Annotated in this window: 27 protein-coding genes; all 27 read right to left on the reverse strand. The window is 39.1% G+C overall.

Annotated elements, in window-relative coordinates; translation table 11 throughout:
• Positions 1-26: 26 nt before the first annotated feature.
• Entirely contained in the window at positions 27-1,856 is a 1,830-nt protein-coding gene (gene dnaK, locus I585_RS02480; protein WP_010739452.1) for a molecular chaperone DnaK, read from the reverse strand.
• A 48-nt stretch (positions 1,857-1,904) separates the two neighbouring features.
• A complete protein-coding gene (grpE, locus tag I585_RS02485; RefSeq protein ID WP_010739453.1) occupies positions 1,905-2,441 on the reverse strand; it encodes a nucleotide exchange factor GrpE in 537 nt (178 codons plus the stop codon).
• A 33-nt stretch (positions 2,442-2,474) separates the two neighbouring features.
• Complete coding sequence (gene hrcA / locus I585_RS02490) at positions 2,475-3,515, reverse strand: heat-inducible transcriptional repressor HrcA (RefSeq protein WP_010739454.1); 1,041 nt, start codon at positions 3,513-3,515, stop codon at positions 2,475-2,477.
• Between the two features lie 121 nt (positions 3,516-3,636).
• Positions 3,637-4,785 carry a radical SAM family heme chaperone HemW gene (gene hemW / locus I585_RS02495; protein ID WP_010739455.1) on the reverse strand — a complete coding sequence of 383 codons (1,149 nt, stop codon included), beginning with the start codon at positions 4,783-4,785 and terminating at the stop codon, positions 3,637-3,639.
• A 178-nt stretch (positions 4,786-4,963) separates the two neighbouring features.
• Positions 4,964-5,536, reverse strand: coding sequence for a histidine phosphatase family protein (locus I585_RS02500; RefSeq protein WP_010739456.1), 573 nt, complete (start codon positions 5,534-5,536; stop codon positions 4,964-4,966).
• Positions 5,533-6,294 (reverse strand): adenosylcobinamide-GDP ribazoletransferase, encoded by a 762-nt coding sequence (cobS, locus tag I585_RS02505; RefSeq protein WP_010739457.1) that lies wholly within the window; start codon positions 6,292-6,294, stop codon positions 5,533-5,535. Before cobS ends, I585_RS02500 begins: the two co-directional genes overlap by 4 nt.
• The gene (gene cobU / locus I585_RS02510) at positions 6,291-6,878 is read right to left on the reverse strand and encodes a bifunctional adenosylcobinamide kinase/adenosylcobinamide-phosphate guanylyltransferase (protein WP_010739458.1); all 588 of its coding nucleotides are present in this window, start codon (positions 6,876-6,878) and stop codon (positions 6,291-6,293) included. Before cobU ends, cobS begins: the two co-directional genes overlap by 4 nt.
• Before the next feature lie 6 nt (positions 6,879-6,884).
• A complete protein-coding gene (locus I585_RS02515) occupies positions 6,885-7,619 on the reverse strand; it encodes a hypothetical protein (RefSeq protein WP_010739459.1) in 735 nt (244 codons plus the stop codon).
• A gap of 6 nt (positions 7,620-7,625) precedes the next feature.
• Complete coding sequence (locus tag I585_RS02520; RefSeq protein ID WP_010739460.1) at positions 7,626-8,318, reverse strand: uroporphyrinogen-III synthase; 693 nt, start codon at positions 8,316-8,318, stop codon at positions 7,626-7,628.
• A 10-nt stretch (positions 8,319-8,328) separates the two neighbouring features.
• Complete coding sequence (gene hemC, locus I585_RS02525) at positions 8,329-9,273, reverse strand: hydroxymethylbilane synthase (protein ID WP_010739461.1); 945 nt, start codon at positions 9,271-9,273, stop codon at positions 8,329-8,331.
• 38 nt (positions 9,274-9,311) lie between these two features.
• Positions 9,312-9,878 carry a cob(I)yrinic acid a,c-diamide adenosyltransferase gene (locus I585_RS02530; RefSeq protein ID WP_010739462.1) on the reverse strand — a complete coding sequence of 189 codons (567 nt, stop codon included), beginning with the start codon at positions 9,876-9,878 and terminating at the stop codon, positions 9,312-9,314.
• A 15-nt stretch (positions 9,879-9,893) separates the two neighbouring features.
• Positions 9,894-11,378: a cobyric acid synthase gene (locus tag I585_RS02535; RefSeq protein WP_034708278.1), complete on the reverse strand. Its 1,485-nt coding sequence runs from the start codon at positions 11,376-11,378 to the stop codon at positions 9,894-9,896.
• A gap of 5 nt (positions 11,379-11,383) precedes the next feature.
• Positions 11,384-12,187 (reverse strand): ATP-binding cassette domain-containing protein, encoded by an 804-nt coding sequence (locus I585_RS02540; RefSeq protein ID WP_010739464.1) that lies wholly within the window; start codon positions 12,185-12,187, stop codon positions 11,384-11,386.
• Positions 12,188-12,212: 25 nt separating this feature from the next.
• Positions 12,213-12,890 carry a cobalt ECF transporter T component CbiQ gene (gene cbiQ / locus I585_RS02545; protein ID WP_010739465.1) on the reverse strand — a complete coding sequence of 226 codons (678 nt, stop codon included), beginning with the start codon at positions 12,888-12,890 and terminating at the stop codon, positions 12,213-12,215.
• Positions 12,877-13,176 carry an energy-coupling factor ABC transporter substrate-binding protein gene (locus I585_RS02550; protein ID WP_010739466.1) on the reverse strand — a complete coding sequence of 100 codons (300 nt, stop codon included), beginning with the start codon at positions 13,174-13,176 and terminating at the stop codon, positions 12,877-12,879. Before I585_RS02550 ends, cbiQ begins: the two co-directional genes overlap by 14 nt.
• Positions 13,163-13,912 carry an energy-coupling factor ABC transporter permease gene (locus tag I585_RS23490; RefSeq protein ID WP_010739467.1) on the reverse strand — a complete coding sequence of 250 codons (750 nt, stop codon included), beginning with the start codon at positions 13,910-13,912 and terminating at the stop codon, positions 13,163-13,165. The genes I585_RS02550 and I585_RS23490 overlap by 14 nt, the downstream gene beginning before the upstream one ends.
• Before the next feature lie 3 nt (positions 13,913-13,915).
• On the reverse strand, positions 13,916-14,629 hold the full coding sequence (locus I585_RS23495) for a cobalt-factor II C(20)-methyltransferase (protein ID WP_010739468.1): 714 nt from the start codon (positions 14,627-14,629) through the stop codon (positions 13,916-13,918).
• Positions 14,622-15,404 carry a sirohydrochlorin cobaltochelatase gene (locus I585_RS02565; RefSeq protein ID WP_010739469.1) on the reverse strand — a complete coding sequence of 261 codons (783 nt, stop codon included), beginning with the start codon at positions 15,402-15,404 and terminating at the stop codon, positions 14,622-14,624. The genes I585_RS23495 and I585_RS02565 overlap by 8 nt, the downstream gene beginning before the upstream one ends.
• Entirely contained in the window at positions 15,401-16,831 is a 1,431-nt protein-coding gene (gene cobA, locus I585_RS02570) for a uroporphyrinogen-III C-methyltransferase (protein WP_010739470.1), read from the reverse strand. The genes I585_RS02565 and cobA overlap by 4 nt, the downstream gene beginning before the upstream one ends.
• A 1-nt stretch (position 16,832) precedes the next feature.
• Positions 16,833-17,576, reverse strand: coding sequence for a precorrin-6A reductase (cobK, locus tag I585_RS02575; protein WP_010739471.1), 744 nt, complete (start codon positions 17,574-17,576; stop codon positions 16,833-16,835).
• Positions 17,573-18,298, reverse strand: coding sequence for a precorrin-3B C(17)-methyltransferase (gene cobJ / locus I585_RS02580; RefSeq protein ID WP_010739472.1), 726 nt, complete (start codon positions 18,296-18,298; stop codon positions 17,573-17,575). Before cobJ ends, cobK begins: the two co-directional genes overlap by 4 nt.
• A complete protein-coding gene (locus tag I585_RS02585) occupies positions 18,283-19,335 on the reverse strand; it encodes a cobalt-precorrin 5A hydrolase (protein ID WP_010739473.1) in 1,053 nt (350 codons plus the stop codon). Before I585_RS02585 ends, cobJ begins: the two co-directional genes overlap by 16 nt.
• Complete coding sequence (locus I585_RS02590; protein WP_010739474.1) at positions 19,328-20,095, reverse strand: cobalt-precorrin-4 methyltransferase; 768 nt, start codon at positions 20,093-20,095, stop codon at positions 19,328-19,330. Before I585_RS02590 ends, I585_RS02585 begins: the two co-directional genes overlap by 8 nt.
• A gap of 4 nt (positions 20,096-20,099) precedes the next feature.
• Complete coding sequence (locus I585_RS02595; protein ID WP_010739475.1) at positions 20,100-20,654, reverse strand: decarboxylating cobalt-precorrin-6B (C(15))-methyltransferase; 555 nt, start codon at positions 20,652-20,654, stop codon at positions 20,100-20,102.
• Positions 20,644-21,255, reverse strand: a complete 612-nt coding sequence (cbiE, locus tag I585_RS02600) for a precorrin-6y C5,15-methyltransferase (decarboxylating) subunit CbiE (protein ID WP_010739476.1) — start codon at positions 21,253-21,255, stop codon at positions 20,644-20,646. The genes I585_RS02595 and cbiE overlap by 11 nt, the downstream gene beginning before the upstream one ends.
• On the reverse strand, positions 21,252-22,373 hold the full coding sequence (gene cbiD, locus I585_RS02605; protein WP_010739477.1) for a cobalt-precorrin-5B (C(1))-methyltransferase CbiD: 1,122 nt from the start codon (positions 22,371-22,373) through the stop codon (positions 21,252-21,254). Before cbiD ends, cbiE begins: the two co-directional genes overlap by 4 nt.
• Positions 22,373-23,023 carry a cobalt-precorrin-8 methylmutase gene (locus I585_RS02610; RefSeq protein ID WP_010739478.1) on the reverse strand — a complete coding sequence of 217 codons (651 nt, stop codon included), beginning with the start codon at positions 23,021-23,023 and terminating at the stop codon, positions 22,373-22,375. The genes cbiD and I585_RS02610 overlap by 1 nt, the downstream gene beginning before the upstream one ends.
• Between the last annotated feature and the right edge of the window lie 8 nt (positions 23,024-23,031).

Raw genomic sequence — 23,031 nt, forward strand, 5'->3', positions numbered from 1 at the left:
GACTTTGGCCTTTACCAACGAATCAATTATTTATCGTCATCGTTAACTTCTTCAAAATCAGCATCTACGACATCATCCGCGCCGCCTTGAGCCGCATTTGGATCAGCCTCTGATTGTTGTTGTGCTGCTTGTTCGTAAAGTTTAACTGTTAAGTTTTGAACGATTTCGTTCAGTGCATCACGTTTTTCTTTCATTTGTTCAACGTCGTTTGCTTCAACAGCAGCCTTCAATTCATCGCGAGCATCTTCAGCTTTTTTAACTTCGTCAGCATCTACCTTGCCTTCTAACTCTTTCAATGTTTTGTCAACAGAGAATAGCAAAGCATCAACGTCGTTACGAAGATCAACTTCTTCTTTACGAGCTTTATCTGCATCCGCATTTGCTTCAGCATCTTTTACCATACGTTCGATTTCGTCGTCTGATAAACCTGATGAAGATTTGATCGTAATTTTTTGTTCTTTTTGTGTTCCCAAATCTTTCGCAGAAACATTTACGATACCATTTTTATCAATATCGAATGATACTTCGATTTGAGGAATTCCACGCGGTGCAGCTGGAATATCTGTTAATTGGAAACGGCCTAATGTTTTGTTATCAGCAGCCATTGGACGTTCACCTTGCAAGACATGGATGTCTACAGCAGGTTGATTGTCAGCAGCAGTTGAGAATACTTGTGATTTACTTGTTGGGATCGTAGTGTTGCGATCGATTAATTTGGTGAACACGCCACCCATTGTTTCGATACCCAATGATAATGGAGTAACGTCTAATAATACGACATCCTTCACATCACCAGTGATAACGCCACCTTGGATTGCAGCACCCATAGCTACTACTTCATCCGGGTTAACTGATTTGTTTGGTTCTTTCCCAGTTTCTTTACGTACAGCTTCAACAACTGCTGGAATACGTGTAGAACCACCAACTAGGATTACTTCGTCAACTTCTGATTGAGACAAGCCAGCGTCTTTTAGCGCTTGGCGAACAGGTGCTTTTGTACGCTCTACTAAGTCAGAAGTGATTTCGTCGAATTTCGCACGAGATAATGTTGTTTCTAAATGCAATGGACCAGCATCACCAGCAGTAATAAATGGTAAGCTGATTTGAGTTGAACTAACACCAGATAAGTCTTTTTTCGCTTTTTCAGCAGCATCTTTCAAACGTTGCATAGCCATTTTATCTTTAGACAAGTCAATACCGTTTGCTTGTTTGAAATCGGCAACTAAGTAATCGATGATTTTGTTATCAAAGTCATCTCCACCTAGACTGTTATCACCCGCAGTAGATAATACGTCGAATACTCCATCACCTAATTCAAGGATAGATACGTCAAAAGTACCACCACCAAGGTCAAATACTAAGATTTTTTCGTCTTTGTCTGTTTTATCTAAACCGTAAGCTAATGCTGCAGCAGTTGGTTCGTTAACGATACGTTCTACTTCTAGTCCAGCAATTTTACCAGCATCTTTAGTTGCTTGACGTTGTGAATCATTGAAATAAGCAGGAACTGTAATAACAGCTTTTTCAACTTTTTCACCTAAGTAGTCTTCTGCAAAACCTTTGATGTATTGTAATACCATTGCAGAAATTTCTTGTGGTGTATACGTTTTTCCATCTGCTTCAACTTTAAATCCAGCTTCACCCATGTGACGTTTGATTGATGAAATTGTATTAGGGTTAGTTACCGCTTGACGTTTTGCTACTTCACCAACTTGAATCTCGCCATTTTTAAATGAAACAACAGATGGCGTTGTACGATTTCCTTCTGGATTCGTGATGATTTTAGCTTCTCCGCCTTCTAAAACAGCGACTGCTGAATTTGTTGTACCTAAGTCAATACCAATAATTTTACTCATAGTTGAAAATCTCCTTTTCCATGTATAGTTAGTTTAATAGTTTACTTATTATTGAGCCACGATCACCATTGCTGGGCGTAGTACACGATCATGTAGTTGATAACCTTTTTGCAACACATTAACGACCGTTTCAGGTTTTACATCGTCCTCTGCGGCTACAGTTTGCACTGCTTGATGCAGATTTGGGTCAAAGGCTTCACCTTCGGCTTTGATCTCTGTAATACCTTCTTCTTTTAAAGCAACAGTCAGACTTTCAAGTACCATCTCTACACCTTTTTTCAGGCTGGTTCCTTGATCATCATTAACTTCAGTTGCTAAGGCTCTCTCTAAGTTATCGATCGCTGGTAATAATTTCTTACCAAGATCTTGCGAACGATAGCGAACCAACTGTTCACGTTCATTTTTATTACGGTTGGACATATTTGCAATCTCAGCGCGAGCTCGCAAAAACTTGTCTTCCATTTCATTGAACTTGCTTGTCAGTTCCTCAACTTCAGAAACTTCCGGAATATCAATTTCTTCTGTTGCATTGTCCGTCGTTTCTTCTAATTCTTCTTCGACTTCGTTTTTCTTTTCTTCTGCCACTACGCGTACTTCCTTTCTTTTTAGGAATCGTTTCTAGTGATATAAGTCCAATGAACGATAATAATCATCCAATGCACTGGTTAACTCATATCGAAAGACTTCCAATAACCCAAAGATTTTCGAATATGGCATTGAGGTCGGACCCAACAATGCGATTGTTCCTCGACCATGCCCACGAATTTCGTAATTTGCCTGAATCATACTCAAGTGATCAAATAGGTCATTACCCATCTCTGTTCCAATTCGAACGTGGATATTATTATCAGCTGGCAGCAATAATTGCGTCAGCTCATCGGAATTTTGCATCAATGAGTACATTGACTTCACATGATTAAAGTCTTGATCCGGGTTGAAATTCAAAATGTTCATCCGTCCGCTTACAAACACTTTATCCTCAAAGGCATCATTCAAAATAACATCAAACAAATGACTGATTCCTTCGGTCGTCTGAAAATAGCGATGTAAGATCATCGGAATCTCGGTTCTTAATTTTTGATAAACACTCACCAAGGGCTGCCCTACTAAGCGATCATTGATGATTCGAACCATTTTCTCCAAGTCTTGACTGTCAACATTTTCGGGTATGCGAAAAACTTGGCTCTCAACATTTCCCTTATCAGTGACAATAATGGCCAAAATCTGCCGATCATTCAATGGAACAATTCGAAATCCTGTCAGCGTCCGATCTTTCATTTCAGGACCAAGCGAAAACGCCGTATAGCTAGTAACTTGTGAAAGCATTTTTGCCGACTGCTGGATGATATCATCAATTTCATGAATATCATTTTTCAACGATCTGCGAATCTGTGCTACTTCTTGATTACTCACCTTTGATGGCGTTAGTAGATAATCCACGTAATAGCGATAGCCTAAAGCCGAAGGAATTCGACCAGATGAAGAATGAGTCTTCTCTAATAAGCCTAATTCTTCTAAAGCTTTCATATCATTACGGATAGTTGCGGAACTTGCTTTTACGCCTTCTTCCATTAAACTTTTTGACCCAACCGGTTGCCCCGTGTTAGTAAAGTCTTGGATGATCAAGCTGAGAATCAGTTTTTGTCGTTCTGTTAACATTCTTCTCATCCTTTAGTTAGCACTCTTTCTTTTTAAGTGCTAACTCGATTATTAATATACCACATCTCCTATAGATGTCAAGGGATAAATGCAAAAAATTAGCACTCTCCGTTAGAGAGTGCTAATTTTCCTTATCAAGTAAAAATTTTTCAAAAACATCATTTCCTCGAAACAAACCTGTCTTAGTCAAACGAACCCTCGAATCCGTTTCAGCTATCAACTTCTGTTGCTTTAATTTCTCAATCACATCACCATAAACATCGGTTAACTTTTGATCGAAACGAGATTCGAAAACAGTTTTATCAACACCTGAAATTTTTCTTAAGCCAAGAAACATTTCCTCTTCGATCTGCTCTTTTTGAGATAAACGTTCTTCTTCAAGTATCGGTAACTGATTGTCGGTTAATGCCCTCATATAATGTTGAATTGGCCCGCGATTTTTGTAACGTCGATTTTCGAGATAGCCACTGGCTCCTGCTCCGAGTCCAAAATAATTCTGATTGTTCCAGTAAACAAGATTGTGCTGACTTTCAAATCCAGGTTTGGCAAAATTACTGATCTCATATTGCATCCGCCCTGCTTTTTCCATTGCTTCTATCGTTTCAGCGTACATTTGTGCTTCCAATTCTTGCTCTGGCAGTTGCATTTTTCCGCGACGAACCCAGTTCATGAACATTGTTTGATTTTCCAAAATCAGCGAATACAATGCATAATGAGGTAAATCTAAGGCCAGTGCACGTTCAACTGTATCACGAAAACTTTCTAAACTTTGACCAGGTAATGCATAAATCAAGTCAATAGTTACATTACTAAAATCTTTTTCTTCCAGTAGACGAACCGTATCATACACATCTTTTGCTGTGTGCTTACGCCCGATTTTCTTCAACAAACGATCATCGAAGGTTTGAACCCCCATCGATAGACGGTTAACACCATAGTTTTTCATGACATCTAATTTTTCACCTGAAAGATCTCCAGGATTAGCTTCGACTGTAAATTCTCCCTCATTATATGGAAGTATTTCTCGCAGTCCGCTCAACAAACGATCCAGCTGTGACGCATTTAACGATGTCGGAGTTCCGCCCCCGACATAAAGAGTCTCCATGTTTTTGACAGGATTCTTAATTAAAGACAAACGCGCTTCCTTCAAAAGCGCTTCTATGTATTCATCCACAGGTTGTCCTTCAAGGAAAACCTTATTAAAATCACAGTAATAGCAAATGTGTTCACAGAAAGGAATATGAACATAAGCTGAAGTTGATTGTTTCATTTTACTCCTCTTTCTTCTACCTAGTAGTAACAAAAGGTATTCTAACACAGTTTTCAACAATCACAGAACTAGGCTAACTGACTAAACAAAAAAATAAGAGTGGTTCATCACTCTTATTAACTTCGGACTATTCACTTTCACTAACCAAAAAAAGAGCCTTCACACTAAATGGCCCCACTTACTTATTCCATGCGATAATTTTAAAAACGTCTTTTTCAGCCTCCATCATCGTATAGTTTCCTTGTTCTACAATTATGTTCCAAAAGTCAAACTCAGGAAAACAGCTTTTCAGAATGACTCGCAGCACACCTAGGTGTCCTACAATTACAAAATCCTGATTTTTTCTGAGTAATTTTTTAAAACAACTCCAAATACGATTTTGAAAATCTGTATATTTTTCAGCATTCGTTGGCGTGATCTCAAAAGGGGATTCTAACCACCATTCCCATTCTTCCGGAAATTTTTCATTAATTTGATCTGCACTCAATCCTTCCCACAAACCAAAGTTCTTTTCATTTAATTCTTCTAATGAAATGCTTGTTTGAGTTGGAAAAATATATTCAGCAGTTTCAATCGCTCTTTTTAGCTCGCTAGTATAGACAGGTGCCTGAAGTGCTAATTTTTTAAATTTTTCTCTCAGTAAATAAGCTTGTTGGATCCCTGTCTCATTTAATGACACATCAGTTGTGCCATAAAATAAATGGCGCCGATTAAATTCAGTTTCCCCGTGTCGAATCAAATATATTTTCATAGAGAACCTCGCATAATAACTAGAGTTAATAGAAACACGACTTGGGAAATAGGAGAACACGCACCTAAAGTATCTCCATTAAATCCCTCTACTTTGCTAATGACTAATTTTCGATAAAGAAAGACGATCACTACGTTAACAATAAAGCAAACGATTCCGACATCTCTCAAAAAAAGTAGCAGAACAAAGAAAGAAACAAGCTGACAAAAACCTATATCTTGACTCTTCACATTTAGAAAGGCTGTTCCTAACCCTTTAGTGTTGCTGCCAGCATATTGCATTTGATAAAACAATAAACTGATTCCGTTTTTTCCAACAAGATTCAATAGCAAAACAATAATTGCTTGAGACGTATTATTAATATGTGAAAGCAATGCAGAAAAACTGAAAATTAGAAATACATAATAGAAGACAATTGCTAATACCCCATTACTGCCTACTCTGCTATCTTTCATGATCTCTAACATTCGTTCCTTTTTGCGTGACGAAAAAAGCCCATCCGCCATATCGGATAGCGCATCCAGATGAAACCCGCCTGTTAACATCACATCAAACAGCAAAATAAAGATCCATGCAATACTAGGCCCAAACAAATGCTGTAGCGGCCAATATACAACGGCCTCGATAAACCCAATCATTAATCCAAACAACGAAAAAAAGCGAACGCCAGAACGCATCTTTTTTTCTGGTTCGTCAATTTCTACAGGTATCGGTATTCGAGTAAAAAATTGAAAATAAAGAATTATACTATCGATCATTTTATCTTCATTGGGATACCTGCTACCACTAGAAATGCAGCATCCGCTTCCTTTCCTATCATTTGGTTGACACGTCCTAAAACATCCCTAAACCAGCGAGAGAAATCATTTTCAGGAACAATCCCCAAACCAACCTCATTGGTTACAATAACTAGCTGACGAGAATTATTTTTTACCGCAGTGAGGATTGATTGCCATTCGTTCAATATTTCTGCTTCAATTACTTGTTTTTCATTTTCAGAAAGTCCTGCAATTTTCTCGTCGATCACTTTAAAATCTTCACCAAACTTTTTTTTCATCAAATGAAAAAAATAATTTGTGGTCAGCATTGTAGCACAATCCAGTAAATGTATTGATAGTTGTGATTGTTCAATCAAATCAGCTACACCTAAGAATATTTCCTTCGTTTGCCAATTTTTAGAACGTCTTTCTTGATGCAGCGACACACGTTTTTTCATTTCATCGTCTTGAGCACTGCAATTTGTTGCGATATAACTAATTTTTTCTTCCGTATTAAGTAAACTTTCCGCAAAAGATGATTTGCCACTGCGCGCCCCGCCAGTTATTAAAATTATTTCTCCCAAAACCTATCACCTCTTTTTGAATTCTCCTATTTTTTTCAACTCCGAATACTGAGTCAAAATTCTTGATTCCTCCTTTAAGTTCACTGCCACCAAAATAACCGTTGCCGGTCCTCCCGAACAATCAAGTTCCTCCTCTGAAAAAAAATCTGCATAGAAATTCGACCCTTCCGTCATTAATTGTGTCTCATAACGAATTCCTTTCGAGCCAACAGGCAGCATATCTAAAACTCCTGACTCTTTTCTTAAAGATCTCACGAGTGGATAAGAAAAAATTTTTTGTTGGTTTTTTATAACTTTTTCGCCAACATATGGCGTTCCCAACTTCAGCAAGCTGCACGCTTCTTGCATTTTGAAGCATTCTTTTACTTTGGTCTCAGCAATAACCGTGATTCCGATACTGCTCGTCTTGGTGGGCATATTCTCTTCTGTACTACCATTGAGAGAAAGATGAGACAGTTCGGCTTTGATTAATTCTTCTCTTATCCCTTTCAACATGTTTTTTCCAGTTGGATCATGTTCATTGCCGATTAGATCAACAACAGCAATCGGTTCTGCTCCATAACAAAGTAATTCCATTAATGGGACACGCAAACAGAAAGCCGCTGTCACTGCTGGATTGACTTGAACAGCGTCTAACTCCTTTTCACCGATGCCCGCACTAGAGTCACAAGCAATCACCAAATCTTTATCACTGAAACCAGATAAAATTGAGAGATCACGATATCTTTTTGTTAAATTCACAGCGTACTATTCCTCCCGTTTGATTTCTTGTAATAAACATTCATAGAGATGGGGCATGTCATAGACTTCCGGCTGAATTACTACACTTTGGGTCTTTTGGATTGCCCTTGCAGTAACTGGCCCAATAGCCGCGATTTTCAACCGTGACCAAAAGTCAGCAGGAAGTTGTTGGAACTTCTCAACTGTTTGAAAAAAAGATTCCCAAGATGAGGGACTAGCAAAAAGCACATAATCTATGGGAGCATTGAGTATTAGTTTTCTCAATTTTTCTTGATCTTCTTGATAGAATTCATTTCTATAAATCACTTGCTCCAACACAGTGTGTCCTTGACGAGTCAAAGCGTTGTATATCACACGACGAGCTTGATGTGAATGCGGCCAGAAAACACGCTGCTTATGATTTACAAAACTTGACCATTCCCTTACTAATCCTTCAGAAAAGCCTTCTTTTGGTTGAAAATCTACATTTAATCCCAAATCTCGTAGAGTCAACGCTGTTTGATTGCCTATAGCCAATATACTTGCCTGATTGTTTAACTGGGCAAAATCAAAGTACTTCACAGCATTAACACTAGTAAAAAAAATCCAGTCATATTCCTGTTCTAAGCTTTGATAGGGTTGAAAGACTGTCCGATTTAATGGAATAGTAATAATTTCAACATCATTTTCTATGAAACTTTGATAAATATCATTCGGCATCGTTGCCTCTCTAGTATATAAAAGTTTCTTTTTGATCGTTCTTGCACTCCTCAATCAGCGTAATTGCACCTTGTTTAACCATTTTTGCAGCGACAGTTTTTCCTAAAACTATAGGGTCATTTCCTTTCATCGTTTCTTTCAAAATAATTTGCCCGTTTTCACTACCGATCATCCCTGTAAGCTCAAATGTGTTTCCCTTCGACTGACAATATGCTCCCACCGGAAAAGTACAACTACCATCCAAACTACCTAGAAAAGCACGTTCAGCAGTTACTGCAATTTCCGTTGGTGCATGTTCCATTTTTTTAATCATGCTAAGCACTTCGGTATTATCTTTTCGACACTCCAAGGCCAAAGCACCTTGCCCTATCGCGGGTAACATAACTTGCGGTGGGAGTTCTTGATGGTAAACCGTTTGATCCAACCCTAAACGTTCCAAACCAGCCAAGGCCAAAACGATCGCGTCATATTGACCTTCATTCATCTTACGAATTCTGGTATCAATATTTCCTCTGATCGGCTGAATATCGAAATCCGGTCGAACATGTAAAAGTTGCGCCTTTCTTCGAAGACTGCTAGTACCAACGACAGCATTTTTTGGCAATGTTTCTAATCTGACACCAGCCTCTTTAATCAACAATGCATCTGTTGGTGAATGCCGCTTCATCACACAAGCGAGTGTCAACTCATCATGAATATCAGTTGGAATATCCTTCAAGCTGTGTATCGCAAAATCAATGTTCCCCGCACGAAGCTGATACTCTAATTCTCTTACAAAACAGCCTTGTCCCCCAATTGATTGCAGATTGTGCGTAGCTAAATGATCTCCCTTGGTTTTAATTTTTACGAGTTCAACCTCTACGTCAGGAAAATAACTTTGAAAGACATCTAAAGCTTGTCTTGTTTGTGTCGTAGCGAGTTTACTGCCGCGTGTTCCAACTTTCAGCTTTTTCATTTTCTTCCTTCTTTCACTTGAACAGCTCTTTTTCTAGATCATTTCTTCCTATTAAAAACGGAGACACTGTTTTCATATAATATTTCTGGTTGTTCAGCTTGCCCGTTGACCCAGCGAGCCAAAGCAAAAAAGTAGTCTGATAAACGATTCAAAAATTTCAGTGCCTCTTCATTAACAGCTTCTTGCTGTTCTACTAAATCTATTGCATTTCGTTCTGCCTCACGAGTAAAACAGCGGCAAAGATGTAAACTTGCTGCAATAATTGTTCCTCCAGGTAAAACAAAACGATCAATTTTTGGTGATTCCTCCCAATAGAAATCAATTTTTTCTTCTAACCATTCAATCATTTGCGGTTCAACCTTATAGGGCCGTTTCTCTTCTGGTGTGGCAAAATCACTGCCACAGTCAAAGATCCATTGTTGAACTTGAACTAGTTCAGTATATAAGGCGGATTCTTGACCTAATGAAGCGACGGTGAATCCTACCTGAGCATTGAGCGTATCAATCGATCCATACGCTTGTACACGGGGAACATTCTTTTTAACTCTTTCACCGCCAACTAATCTGGTGAAACCTTGGTCTCCATAGCGCGTGTAGACATTCATAGATTTGTCCCCTTTTTAATTCATAATTTGATAAATCTTTTCTAAATCAATATTTTCTCGAATCAAATCTGCCAGCTTATCGTATTCTTGATTTTTATATTCCGAATAGGGCATAGTAACGTTTTCAATCGGCGAAAGTCCTTTGGATTCTCGAACTTGATTCAACAACTTTCGCCTCCACGTACTGTTATCAAAAACACCATGAAGATAAGTTCCAAGAACTCTCTTATCCAAGCTGACAGCCCCATCATTTCTTGATACAGCTTTTCCATTGGCAGAGATAATCTGAGCAAAATAATGCTGCTCATGATTTTCTGACCTGCCCATATGAATCTCATATCCGCTAATCGTTTCTTCTCCAACTTTTGCTTCTACTCTTGTAGTGGTTTTTTCTCTTTCAAAATAAGTCTCAATATTTAGCAGCCTCAACCCCTGAAGGCTACCATGATTGGACTCTATTTGATTAGGATCATGCAACATTTTTCCAAGCAATTGAAACCCGCCGCAAATACCAATAATCATCTTCCCCTCATTTCGAACGCGAAGAATTTCTTTTGCTAACCCTGAGTTTTTCAGATATAGGCAATCCTCTAAGGTATTTTTACTGCCGGGCAAAATAAGAATGTCTGGACTGCCTAGCTGATCGCCAGGAAAAACATAGCGGATAGAAACATCAGGTTCACTTTCCAAGCTCTTGAAATCGGTGAAATTCGACATTTTAGATAGTCCGATTACTGCAACATCTAATTCTTTTTGCGTATTGTACAAACGGCTTACCTTCGATAAGGCGACACTATCTTCATCTTCAATATTCAGCTGTGCATAAGGAATAACACCCACGACGGGTACATTGGTCAAATCCTCAATCATTTTCAACCCCGGATCTAATAATGCGATATCCCCGCGAAATTTATTGATAATGATTCCTTTGATTCGTTCTCTCTCCGCTGGTTTCAGCAAATGAATTGTCCCGTAGATAGAGGCGAATACTCCACCTTTGTCAATATCTGCTACTAAAAGGACGGGTGCATCGGCAATTTTCGCCATTCCCATGTTGGCAATGTCCCGACTATTCAAATTGATTTCCGCAGGACTCCCTGCTCCTTCAAGAACTATCACATCATTTTCCTTCAACAACTCTTGGTACAAATCTGAAATTCTCTCGATCAATTGTGGTTTGAATTCATGGTATTCCACTGCATCCATATCACAAAGAACCTTGCCGTTAAAAATAACTTGTGACTTGCGATCAGAAGTCGGCTTTAATAAAACAGGATTCATGCGTGCATCTGGTTCAATTCCGGCAGCCTCAGCTTGAAAAACCTGAGCTCGTCCCATTTCTTTTCCTTGCATAGTAATATAGGAGTTCAATGCCATGTTTTGTGATTTAAAAGGCATTACTTTCAGCCCGTCTTGATGAAATATACGACATAGACCAGCAACCAAGATACTCTTTCCCGAGTCCGATGCTGTTCCTTGGATCATTAAACTTTTTCCCATTCCGCTCACTTCACTCTCAACTTTGTGTCCATAAATTCTTGTTCATTTTTGACTAACGGAAATCCCAGCTTCTGATGAACCTTGACTAACCAAGGCTGTTCTAATCCTGCAGTTTTCAATACCTCTTCATCCAAAAACACCTGCTCTGGGTCACCTTCTTTAATCATCCTTCCCTTATCGATGACATACAAGTAGTCGCAAATCTCATACATCAAGTCCATATCATGACTGGATAGAATAATTTTTGTTCCTTGTTGGATTAATCGAGTAATGATTTCAATCATCTGCTGTTTACCGGCGGGGTCTAATCCTGAAGTTGGTTCATCTAACAGCAGCCATTTTGTTTTTAGCATTAGTACACTAGCGATCGCTACTTTTTTCTTTTGCCCATAACTTAAATATTGAACGGGTTTATTTTTTAACTGCTCTATCTTCAATAAAGTAAAAACTTCATCCATTCTTTCTTTTATCTGAGAAGGATCTATACCCAAATTTTTTAAAGCAAATGCAACATCATCTTCCACGATCGAATAAAAAATCTGATGTTCTGGTTCCTGAAAAACGATTCCCACTTCTTGTCGGTATTGATAGAGGACGCTCTTCTTATAGTCTAAAGGTATATTTTCATAGATAATTTCTCCTTGAGTAGGTCGTAATAAACCAACAATCGCAGCAAACAATGTCGATTTACCTGAACCATTGGCGCCTAATACTCCTACGGCTTTATGATCACTAAAATCTAAGGAAAGATGATGAAGTACATCTGCTTGATTTTCATAACTGACACATAAATCTGTTACCCTAAACATTTTAGCTCCCTCTTTCGTTCGATTTTTAAAGCGGAAAATCTCCTTCAAAGAACTTCATTTCAAGCGAAAGGATCATTTTATTAAAACGATCAAACGTTTGAAAAAACAGAATTTTGATCAAAACGCCTAGAGACTGATAGCTATTTCTAATTCCTTTGAAGCCAAAACGCATATCCTGTGCTCGTTTGATAATTAAGAATTCTTCGGCAAAAATGAAAATGAAACGATACATCAACATCGTTAATTCAATCAACAATGCTGGTAAATGGGCCTTTTTCATTACCAATAGCAATTGATGAAAGGGAACAGTCAGGATAAAGAAATACGTACAAATCACACAACTGGCTGACCGAAAGAAAAGACGCACTCCTAAATGCAGTGAAGATTCTGTTATACCTATGAAATGATGAAAGACTGAAATATCAAAAATGAACCCATTGGAATTTGAACTAATTGAAAACAAAATCGTTAGAATACTTATTACCAAAAATGGTGCTGGAACCAAAAGCCATTTGAGATATCTTTTGACTTTTACCTTCGCGACATACACCGTTACAGCACCAACGATTACACTAATCACGACCTGAATTATTGGTGCCGCTAAAAAACAAAGAGCTAATAGGCATAGATAAAAAATACTTTTGACTCCCGGAGAAAGTTCGATCAATCGATTTTCATAGGCGATCTTATCAATTAATAGCATTTTTCTTCTTTCCTTTGTAATACCCCAAGATATAAGTGATAATTCCAACACCTAGACTTCCTTGAAGTGTAAACAACAAACTTTCAATTTCGCCGCTTTTAGGTTCCAACAATGAATCAAACCAAGGTGTATAATTTGGATTAATTTCCGTAATAACCGTTTCTGCCTCACCATCCGATCCGCCAAATTCGCCCTTCTGATTGATTAACAAAGCACCAATCATCAAGACTACTACGGCCAGTAAAAGAATGATGTTCAAACTAGTTTTTGATTTATTTTTTTCCATTATTCAAAACGCCTCCTTCTTGAAAAGGAAAATTAGCCGAAATCAAGTTATATGCAACAACGGTCAGAAGACCTTCCGCAATAGCGATCGGAATTTGAGTTAACATGAACACACCTGCGAATTTAGCGATTGCTCCAAAAACACCGGATGACGGATCTGGGAAAACAAGTCCTAGCTGCAGAGAAGTGGTAAAGTAAGTCGCAAGGTCAGCAATAAAGGCGCACAAGAATAAACAAATTGAACTGGAAACATTTATTTTTTTTAAAAGAAGATATACGCCATATCCGACAAACGGACCAATTACCGCCATAGAAAATGCATTTGCCCCCAAAGTCGTTATCCCACCATGAGCAAGAAGCAAAGCCTGAAACAATAAACAAATGGTACCTAAAACACTAATTACTCCTGGACCAAAAAGAGCCGTTCCAATTCCTACACCAGTCGGGTGAGAAGTAGAACCAGTTACTGATGGAATTTTCAACGCGGATAGAATAAAGATAAACGCGCCGCTAAAGGCCAATAGAACTTTGTTTTGCGGATTATCAGCAACTGCTTTTCTGATACTGTACAAACCATAAATAAAAAAGGGAATAAATGCCGCATACCAAAACAAACACCACCCAAGAGGTAAAAATCCTTCCATAATATGCATCGCGTGCGCTTTTTGCGGTGTTACTAGAATCAAAAGAAGCAGTGCAAAGAAGATTTTTTGTACCGTTTTCACTTTGGTTTTCATCTTTTAACTTCCTTTCAATGTTCTATTCTTATAAACAATCATGGTACTGAAATACGATAGATGATCTTGCTCGCTTAACTCGTTGAGTCCAATCATTATTTTCTCTGAAGCCATTGATGAATCACTTACTAAGATCGTTTGCTCTAATAGGTTTAATTCTGTTAGAAGCTTTAATACTTTAGGCAACGCGATGGAAACTTTCATTAAAATCACTGTAGATAGTTGCTCCAATGCTGTGCGAATAATCTCTTCATTCGCCGTTGCTGGCAGCACCGCATAACTCTCCTCATCTATGACTAATGGGATTTGCAAATTATTTGAGATTTGACAGAAAGAAGATATTCCTGGAACTGTTTCCGTTTCAATCTGGTCGATCATTCGCTCCAATAAATAGCTGTATGTGCTATAAACCATTGGATCCCCTAATGTCACAAAAGCAACATTCAGACCTTTCTTCACATCACTAATTATTTCTTCTGCGATTTCATTCCAAGCATTTCGTTTCTCGTCCCAATCATTTACCATTGGAAAATGACGCTGCTTGATAGTTAGTCCCTCCTTTAAATACGGGCTGACAATTTGTAATGCAAGGCTTTTTCCACCCTTTTTCGGTTCTGGTGTATAAAGACAGTCAACTGTTTCAATAATCTTTTTTCCACGGATCGTCAATAAGTCTGAAGCCCCTGGTCCAGTTCCTACTCCATAAAATTTAGCCATTTCTCGTTCCTTCCATCATCACCGCTGCATGTTCTATAAATTGCTGCTGAATTTCCGGGGCTTCTCCCATCCCCTTAAGAACCGCCTCAACAATAAATCCTGCTCTTTCTAATTGTGATTTCCAAGAATTTTCTTCATTTGATGCCATATCATTTGTGGCGTGATCACCGGCTACTAGCATTAATGGATACAATTTGATTTTTTTATACCTGCTTTTTTTAAGCCGTTCAATTAGCAATGAAATCTCCGGATAACTTTCAACCGCACAAACAAAGATTGGTTTCTTCATAAGCATATGATCTAAGCAGGCATATACGGTAAACGCAGAATGCTGACTGCCATGACCCATCAATACGAGAGCTTCATCTTCGGCTAGTTGACCTGCCAAAGTGTCTAACCAAGCGATAACATTTTGATAATCCTCGATACTGCTAAGTAGAGGTTTGCCAACTTTGATCGTCTTTAATTGATTTTTATACCTCATCGCTTGGTGCAATGCCTTAGAGTATTCACTTCCACTAATAATGTGCAGCGGTTGAACGTAAATTTCTTCATAACCTTCAGCAATCAATTTTTGCATTTGCTGATCCACTGTTAAAATTGTCAGGTTTTCCTGCTCTTCGATTTTTTTGATTACTTTATTCGAAGTAAATGCTCGAAAAACATCAAAATCTGAAAAAGTTTCTGATAGTCTCTTCTCAACTGCCTCAATCGTCTTTTGTCTAGTTTCTGGGTAACTCGTACCAAAGCTGACAGCTACTAACGCAGGTTTCATCGCTTCATCTCCTCTTTCAATTTTTCTACGACACTCTCATAACTAGGTTCTGCTGTCTGGATCACTGGAATCTGATACTGGTCAAAAACCTCTTTTGTTTTCTGCCCCATAACAATAATCTTTTTCTGCTCGGCAATCGTTACCTCTTCTTCGTTCAAAGCGGTTAAGAAGAGCCGAGCAGCTTTTGAATTGGGAAAATACATAAAATCAGCCGTTTGCCATAAGCCAGGTATTTCGATGATTATTTTCTCATCGTGGCTAAGCAACATCTCACCTGCAATATTTTGGGATTCCAATGTGTCCTTCATTAATGAATCGCCCAAAAATAAGGTATCTGAGGTGATGGGCATCTCTTGTAAGTAATCCGCTAGATCAGTAAAGTCCGCGTCCATTTGAATTCCAGCTTCTTCCAACCCGGTTCTAGTGTGATGTCCAACTGTGATAAATTGCCAATTAGCTAATTTTCTCCAATCAGTTTTGTGCATTTTCATTGTTCTGATAAACATCTCAACGCTCAGTCGATCCGTGAAGATTACTTGACGCGGGTTGGTAAAATTAATTTTCCCATCAAAAATCTGTTGACTGCTCGGTGGCAGCTCTATGATTTCTGCACCTAAATCGGTTAAGCGACTAGCAATTTTTTTCTTTTTTGTAAAAGGAATAGCGATACTAATTGAAAATAGCGGCCGTTCTTCAAAGAAATTTAGATCTGATCTGCGGGTGACCGTTTCTCCAATAACAATTAAACAAGGGGGTTGTAACCCTGCTGCATGAGCTTTTTCGAAAATTGTTTCCAGTGTTCCTTCTACTGTTTTTTGCTGCTTGCGGCTAGCCCATTGAATGATCGCTGCTGGTGTATTTTTGTCTTTGCCATGCTTGATCAACTGTTCCGTAATCTCTTTTAAACTCGACATTCCCATCAAAAAGACTAAAGTTCCCTCGACTTTGGCAGCTGTTAACCAATCGATTTCCTGTTCTGAACTGTTTAAGTGTCCTGTGTAGACATGGAAGCTTGCTTCCAAATTTCTGTGAGTGATTGGAATTCCCGCATAAGCTAATCCGCCAATCGAAGAAGTGATCCCTGGAATAACTTCAAAAGAGATTCCAGCTTCTCTTAGTGAAGCCCCTTCCTCACCGCCTCGACCGAAAACATAGGGATCTCCGCTTTTTAAACGAACCACGTTTAATCCTTGCTGGGCTTTTTGAATCATGATTTCTTGAATCTTTTCTTGTGGGACAGGATGATAGTTGGGCCGTTTGCCTACATAAATTTGCTCACATCCAGCCTTGCAAGCATTAAGAATCGCAGGATTGATTAATCGATCATACACAATCACGTCTGCTTGCTCGATTTTTCTTAACCCCTTGACGGTTAGTAGTTCTGGATCGCCCAGACCGGCACCGACTAAAGAAATTTGTCCAATCATTTTATCGCTCCTTTATTCGATCAATGAGATTTTGAATAGAAGAAAACTTTTCGGGATAATCTACTTGTTCACGTGTAAGCACCACGCACGGAATATCTAGTTCTTTACAGGCGTTAATTTTTTCTAGGAAACCACCCGCTTGACCACTTTCTTTTGTGATCATCACTCCAGCGTGATTATGAATCAGTAACTCTCGGTTCAGTGCCTTTGAAAATGGACCTTTTACAGCTTCAATTTGATCAGTTGTTAGTCCCAATTTATCAATTGCGGTCAACACTTCAACCGTAGGCAATACTCTAACTATGACACGCTCTTTGGGGAGATATTTTAGAAATTCTTCTAGGGTTTTACTCCCCGTTGTTAAATAGATGTTGCCTTCGTATTCCCGCGCCTTAATGCTGGCCGCTTTTACTGAGTCAGCAATCAGCATTTCTTCAGCAATGAGTGATGGTCTTTCAAAACGAAAATAGTCAATTTCAGTCTGTTTGCATGCAGCCATGGCATTCTTCGAAACTTCTACAGCATATGGGTGTGTCGCATCAATCAAAAGCGTAATTTCCTGATTTTCGATAAAATCGATCATTTTTGCAACAGTCAGGCGTCCTTTAATGACTTGTTTTGCCAGTTTTGCCGCTAATTTTTCTCCGTAATCTGAAACAACGGACAAATAAAAATATAAATCGTTTTCATTTAATGCCTCAGCAATTTTCAAACTATCAGAAGTTCCTCCAAGCAGCAAAATCATAGTCGATAACCTCTGGGTGTAATCATCTGATTATCCTCTGTATATGTTTCTTTATTGCCAATTAATACGACCGTCGTCATGTCTACCACTGTTTCATCCAAATCTGCTATCGTCGTGATAATTGCTTGTTCCTTTTCTCGTCCAACATCCTTGGCTAATCCAATAATCGTATCTTCTGATTTATATTGTTGAATGATTGCTAGTGCCTTTTCTAGATGTTTGGGTCTGCCTTTACTGCGCGGATTGTATAAGCAAATGACAAAGTCAGCACTTGCTGCTGCGTGAAGTCGTTTTTCGATTATTTCCCACGGTGTCATCAAATCACTCAAGCTGATATGACAAAAATCATTCATTAGAGGAGCCCCTAATAGTGCAGCTCCAGCGATACTAGCAGTAATTCCTGGAATAACTTTAACTGCAAGTTCTTCGTTCATTTGACTGATAAGTTCTAAAATCAGTCCCGCCATGCCATAAACTCCCGCATCTCCGCTAGAAATTACTGCAACAGTCTTTCCTTTTTGAGCGAGCTCAATAGCTTTTCTACAGCGATCAATTTCTTGCTTCATTCCGGTACTGACTATTTCCTTCTCGCCAACTAATTCCTTAATTAGGCGAACATAAGTCGTATAACCCACGATTACTTCCACTTTTTTGATAGTCTCAATGGCCTCAAGCGACATTTTTTCCTTCTCGCCTGGCCCCAATCCTACAACGTACAACATGTGTCGCCTTCATCCTTTCCCAATGCAAAGGTGACTCCTTGATTAGCATAACGCTCTGTCACCACTTGACCATTACTCGCTAGATCAGCTGCAGCCAGACTTACACTTCCTACGCCCGTTATCTGCTTTACAAACTCTGATTGCGGATATTTCGCTGATACTTTTGATAATTCCTTTGATGTATATGTTTCGAATGGAACCTCAAGCCATTCTGCCAGTTGACAAATTCCAGATTCCTTTTTTTTTAAATCAATGCTGACAATTCTTTTTATACTTTGGAAATGAATATCCACCGATCGGCAAAAATTCAAGTATTCTTCTTTAATAATCGAGTAATCAGTGTTCTTTTTTGCCCCAATACCTAAGACATAGCGCTTCGGAACAACTTGAATAATCTTGTCAGATCGTTGCTCTAAATTCTTGTCAGAAATGAATAAAATTGCTTCGAAGGAATCATAAGAATCACTTTCTTCAAGCAACGTTAGACCTCGCAAATCCTTTACCCATTCTTTTTGCTGAATTAACCCTACTTTTTGATGATTTGCCAAAAGTCGATTGACTCTCTTGGTTGTTTCTTTAAAATCGGCATACCAGCCATTAATGTCTTTACTTAATAAATCAAGAGCAGTAACATTTTGTACATCCGTTGCGGTAGTAATTACTGGACTGCTGTTCAATAATCTGGCGATTTCCAATGTCAACTGATTTCCGCCGCCGATGTGACCGGACAAGAGACTGATCGTATGCTGCCCTTTTTCATCAATCACTATAACCGCCGGATCATTTCGCTTATCTGCCAATACTTCAGCAATACTACGAACTACTATTCCGGTCGCCATAATACAAACCAAAGCATCGTATTGCTTGAAAAGTGCTTGAATTCCCGTGTTGAATCTACCTGTCGGAAAAACGAATAAGTCTTCCTCTACCTTATCTTCAGAAACAAAGATAGGTATGTCATCATCCCAAGTCATTCGCAGCTTTTTGGCCAACTCAATCCCAGTTGGAGTCAGTGCTAAAATCGCAATTTTAGTCATCGCTTTTCACATCTCGGTACTCATGCTTAAATGATGCATCATATAATTTAGAATAATGGAACTCGTCACCTAGAAATTCTCCAACCATGATTAAGGCCGTTTTGGTAATATCTGCCGCCTCAATTTGATCAGCAATCTTTTCTAATGTACTAACCACCTTCTTTTCTTCTGGCCAGGTAGCTTTATAAATGACTGCCACTGGTGTTGATGGCGGGTAACCACCTGTCAGCAATTCTTCAACTATTCGTTTGATTTCTTGTACAGAAAGAAAGATCACCATCGAGGTTTGATGTTGAGCAAAGGAACGCAAGCTTTCTTTTTCAGGTACTGGCGTTCTCCCAGCCATCCGAGTGATAATCACACTTTGAGATACTTCCGGAACGGTGTATTCCACTCCTAAACTAGACGCTGCACCTAAAAATGAACTAACACCCGGTGTACAGGTAAATTCTATTTCACGTTTTTTTAATTCTTCAATTTGTTCGCGAATGGATCCATAGATAGAAAAATCTCCGGTTTGTAATCGAATAACCTCTTTATTTGCCCGGACCCCGCGCTCCATTTCGTCTATAATTTCAATCAGATCCATGGAAGCACTGTTGAAAATCTTACAGTCTTTCGAACAGTAGTTTAGAAGCTCTGGATTCACTAATGAACCCGCGTAAATGACCACATCGGCTGATTTCAACAGCTGATAGCCCTTAAAAGTAATCAATTCGGGATCGCCCGGACCCGCTCCAACAAAATGTACCTTCGCCATACACTTATTCCTCTTTTCTCGTCTCAATAATAATCACTGGGTTTTGCGGTTTGAAATAATGACCTTGGCCTAACTTAGTGTATTGACCTGCCTGTAGTTGAATCGCTTGAAATTTATAGTGATTACTCTCCAACCACTCAATAGCTTCAAAGGCATTTTCCAATAAAATAAAATTTATTACTAAACGACCGCCGACGTTTAATCGCTGAAAACTCCAGCTAAGTATTTCGTTCATATTTCCTCCCGTTCCGCCAACAAAGATCGCATCAAAGTAATCGTTCAGCTCTACGGGAGCCTTTCCTAATAGACTATGAATATTTTTCAGTTGAAACTTTTTCTGATTCTGCTTCAATACATCCAAAGCGGTTTGGTTCGAATCAATTGTGGTCACCTGTAACGTTGGATAAAGATAGGCCGCTTCAATTGCAATGCTTCCCGTTCCTGTTCCAATGTCTAAAAACTTCTTTGCTTCTCTTAAGTCAAGCTTTGCCAAGCTAACGTTGCGAACCTCTTCTTTCGTCATAGGAACATTGCCGCGAATAAAACAATCATCTCTCATTGATTATCACCACCGCATTCATTTGATAGTCTTCATCGGGAACTTCTGGAGCTGAATAACAGCGAATATTTTCGTTTGGATAGCTGAGATTTTCCCCTATATAAAAAGTCGGATTCTCACCTTGCATAATTGCTGCTTGTGCCAACTGATAAGGTCCTATCACTTTATCCGTAACGATTCCGACCTTTGGTAATTTGAAAATTAAGGTAAAATCAGGCTTTTTACCATGGGAGCTGGTAATAAAACAGTCTTCCATCGGTAGATTTAGGCGATTAAACAAATAATGTAGAGAGCTGATTCCTGGTAAAATCAATAATTCATTCGATGAAAATCGCTTAATCAACCAATTCCCAATTCCATAAGTTAATGGATCGCCAGAAGCTAAAAGAACTATTTCATCTTCTATATGGTCGTTTAAATACACAGCCAGGTCATCTAATTTGCGTGGAGGTCGTTTGCAGCTATGCTGCTTATTTGCAGGAATGATTTCCAATTGCCGTTCACTTCCGATAATCAAGTCGGCGGCGGCGATTGCTGCTTGAGCTTTATCAAATAAATAATCTTCCGTGCCTCCTGGCCCTATCCCCACAACGGTAATCATCGCCACTCCTCCTTCAAAACATCCAACGGTATGGTAGATGCTAAATAGCCTCTTTGAGAGGAAAACAGAACGGCCTCGATGCTGGGTTCATGTTTTCGATATTTTAATAAATCTTCAGAACGCCTTTTGACTTTTTCTGCGATAACCTGATAAACCTCTTCATACCCTGTTCTAGCAATAATTTCTCCTGCCGCCTCAGTCGTCAAACATTTTTGGATTCCTTTTAACTGATCCGCAGGCATCCCCAGCAATGCTAAATTTGCAATCAAAATTTCCGTCCGTGCATCAGCATCTTTGCTATGAGTCGAAAAAATGCCCGCGGAAACTTTGATCAACTTGCCTAAATGCCCGACCATCAGCACCTTTTCAAACTCTAAACGCTGAACCTCTTTTAGAACATAGCCCACAAAATTACTCATAGAGACGATCATTTCTCCATCAAGTTCCAGTGTATTTTGGGCAAAATCTTCTCCATAGTTGCCTGGACAAAGAATCACAGCGGAATGCCCTTGACTCTTCTTCATTTCGAGTTCTAAAGAAATGGACCTTTTCCACCCTTCCTCAGACATTGGAGTAACAATCCCCGTCGTCCCAAGAATTGAAATCCCGCCTAAAACGCCCAAGCGTCGATTCATCGTTTGTTTGGCTATAGTTGTTCCTTCTGGAGCAGAAATCGTTATTTTTGCTCCTCGGTTTGGACCAATCACTCTTCTAACTGATTCTTCAATCATTTTTCTTGGAACAGGATTAATAGCTGCTTGTCCAACGGGGATCTGTAATCCCACTTCGGTCACTCGTCCAATCCCAGTTCCCCCATCAATAACAATCTGTTTCTCAGTATTCTGAGTGACCTCTGCGCCGATCAGCATCCCATCAGTCGCATCAACATCATCTCCGCCGTCTTTAATAACAAAAGCTTTACAACTATCATTTATTCTTTCAATCGAGTCGATAGGAATCAGCAATTTTTCTTTATTTGGCAACTGGATTTGGACTGTTTCATGAGTTTCCCCTTCAAAGAGAAGAGCAGCAGCCGCAATTGCAGCCGCGGTCGCACAAGAACCTGTTGTGTAACCCTTACGTAATTTTTTACCATTATAGAAAACGAACTCCTCCATCAGCTTTCCCTTTCTACCAGTTGATAGAGCATCGCATTGATGATTGCAGCCGCCACGTTACTCCCGCCTTTGCGTCCTCTAGCCACAATTGCCGGAACATCGCCTTCAAATAGAGCTTCTTTCGATTCCGCGGCACCGACAAAACCAACGGGAACCCCAATAACTGCTGCCGCATCCAAGTCTCCTTTTCCAACCATTTCTAGCAATTTGAAAATTGCTGTTGGAGCATTTCCGATAACAAAAAGCTTTGGTCCAGCAATCTTAGCCGCGCGTTCGATCCCAGCCATTGAACGAGTCATCCCTTTTCTTTTTGCTTGTTCTGCAACTTCTGGATCAGCGATATAGCATTCGTATTGAATACCTAATTGATCTAAAATACCTTTATTAATGCCACTAAGAGCCATGGTCGTATCTGTAAAAATTGTGCCTTGACCTGCCGCAAAAAATTCTTCCAGCCGTAAAATGACATCATTCGTAAAGACAAGATTTTTCAAATAGTCAAAATCGGCACTCGTATGGATGACACGCTTAACGATTTTTTCCTCATTGGGACATGAAAAAACATAATTAGGAAATTCTTGATCAATAATTTCTTGAATAATTGTGAAGCTTTCCGTTTCAATCAATTGAGGATTTCTTATATAATCCACACGTTCCC

It is taken from the genome of Enterococcus malodoratus ATCC 43197 (genome assembly GCF_000407185.1).
Classification (GTDB): domain Bacteria; phylum Bacillota; class Bacilli; order Lactobacillales; family Enterococcaceae; genus Enterococcus_A; species Enterococcus_A malodoratus.

Bases quoted from the DNA above. Each gene is read 5' to 3' on its own strand.
- dnaK (WP_010739452.1), bottom strand. From the start codon at position 1,856: ATGAGTAAAATTATTGGTATTGACTTAGGTACAACAAATTCAGCAGTC.
- hrcA (WP_010739454.1), bottom strand. From the start codon at position 3,515: ATGTTAACAGAACGACAAAAACTGATTCTCAGCTTGATCATCCAAGAC.
- hemW (WP_010739455.1), bottom strand. From the start codon at position 4,785: ATGAAACAATCAACTTCAGCTTATGTTCATATTCCTTTCTGTGAACAC.
- I585_RS02500 (WP_010739456.1), bottom strand. From the start codon at position 5,536: ATGAAAATATATTTGATTCGACACGGGGAAACTGAATTTAATCGGCGC.
- cobS (WP_010739457.1), bottom strand. From the start codon at position 6,294: ATGATCGATAGTATAATTCTTTATTTTCAATTTTTTACTCGAATACCG.
- I585_RS02520 (WP_010739460.1), bottom strand. From the start codon at position 8,318: ATGCCGAATGATATTTATCAAAGTTTCATAGAAAATGATGTTGAAATT.
- hemC (WP_010739461.1), bottom strand. From the start codon at position 9,273: ATGAAAAAGCTGAAAGTTGGAACACGCGGCAGTAAACTCGCTACGACA.
- I585_RS02530 (WP_010739462.1), bottom strand. From the start codon at position 9,878: ATGAATGTCTACACGCGCTATGGAGACCAAGGTTTCACCAGATTAGTT.
- I585_RS02535 (WP_034708278.1), bottom strand. From the start codon at position 11,378: ATGGGAAAAAGTTTAATGATCCAAGGAACAGCATCGGACTCGGGAAAG.
- I585_RS02540 (WP_010739464.1), bottom strand. From the start codon at position 12,187: ATGTTTAGGGTAACAGATTTATGTGTCAGTTATGAAAATCAAGCAGAT.
- cbiQ (WP_010739465.1), bottom strand. From the start codon at position 12,890: ATGCTATTAATTGATAAGATCGCCTATGAAAATCGATTGATCGAACTT.
- I585_RS02550 (WP_010739466.1), bottom strand. From the start codon at position 13,176: ATGGAAAAAAATAAATCAAAAACTAGTTTGAACATCATTCTTTTACTG.
- I585_RS23490 (WP_010739467.1), bottom strand. From the start codon at position 13,912: ATGAAAACCAAAGTGAAAACGGTACAAAAAATCTTCTTTGCACTGCTT.
- I585_RS23495 (WP_010739468.1), bottom strand. From the start codon at position 14,629: ATGGCTAAATTTTATGGAGTAGGAACTGGACCAGGGGCTTCAGACTTA.
- I585_RS02565 (WP_010739469.1), bottom strand. From the start codon at position 15,404: ATGAAACCTGCGTTAGTAGCTGTCAGCTTTGGTACGAGTTACCCAGAA.
- cobA (WP_010739470.1), bottom strand. From the start codon at position 16,831: ATGATTGGACAAATTTCTTTAGTCGGTGCCGGTCTGGGCGATCCAGAA.
- cobK (WP_010739471.1), bottom strand. From the start codon at position 17,576: ATGATTTTGCTGCTTGGAGGAACTTCTGATAGTTTGAAAATTGCTGAG.
- cobJ (WP_010739472.1), bottom strand. From the start codon at position 18,298: ATGTTGTACGTTGTAGGATTGGGGCCAGGCGAGAAGGAAAAAATGTCG.
- I585_RS02585 (WP_010739473.1), bottom strand. From the start codon at position 19,335: ATGACTAAAATTGCGATTTTAGCACTGACTCCAACTGGGATTGAGTTG.
- I585_RS02590 (WP_010739474.1), bottom strand. From the start codon at position 20,095: ATGGCGAAGGTACATTTTGTTGGAGCGGGTCCGGGCGATCCCGAATTG.
- I585_RS02595 (WP_010739475.1), bottom strand. From the start codon at position 20,654: ATGAGAGATGATTGTTTTATTCGCGGCAATGTTCCTATGACGAAAGAA.
- cbiE (WP_010739476.1), bottom strand. From the start codon at position 21,255: ATGATTACCGTTGTGGGGATAGGGCCAGGAGGCACGGAAGATTATTTA.
- cbiD (WP_010739477.1), bottom strand. From the start codon at position 22,373: ATGGAGGAGTTCGTTTTCTATAATGGTAAAAAATTACGTAAGGGTTAC.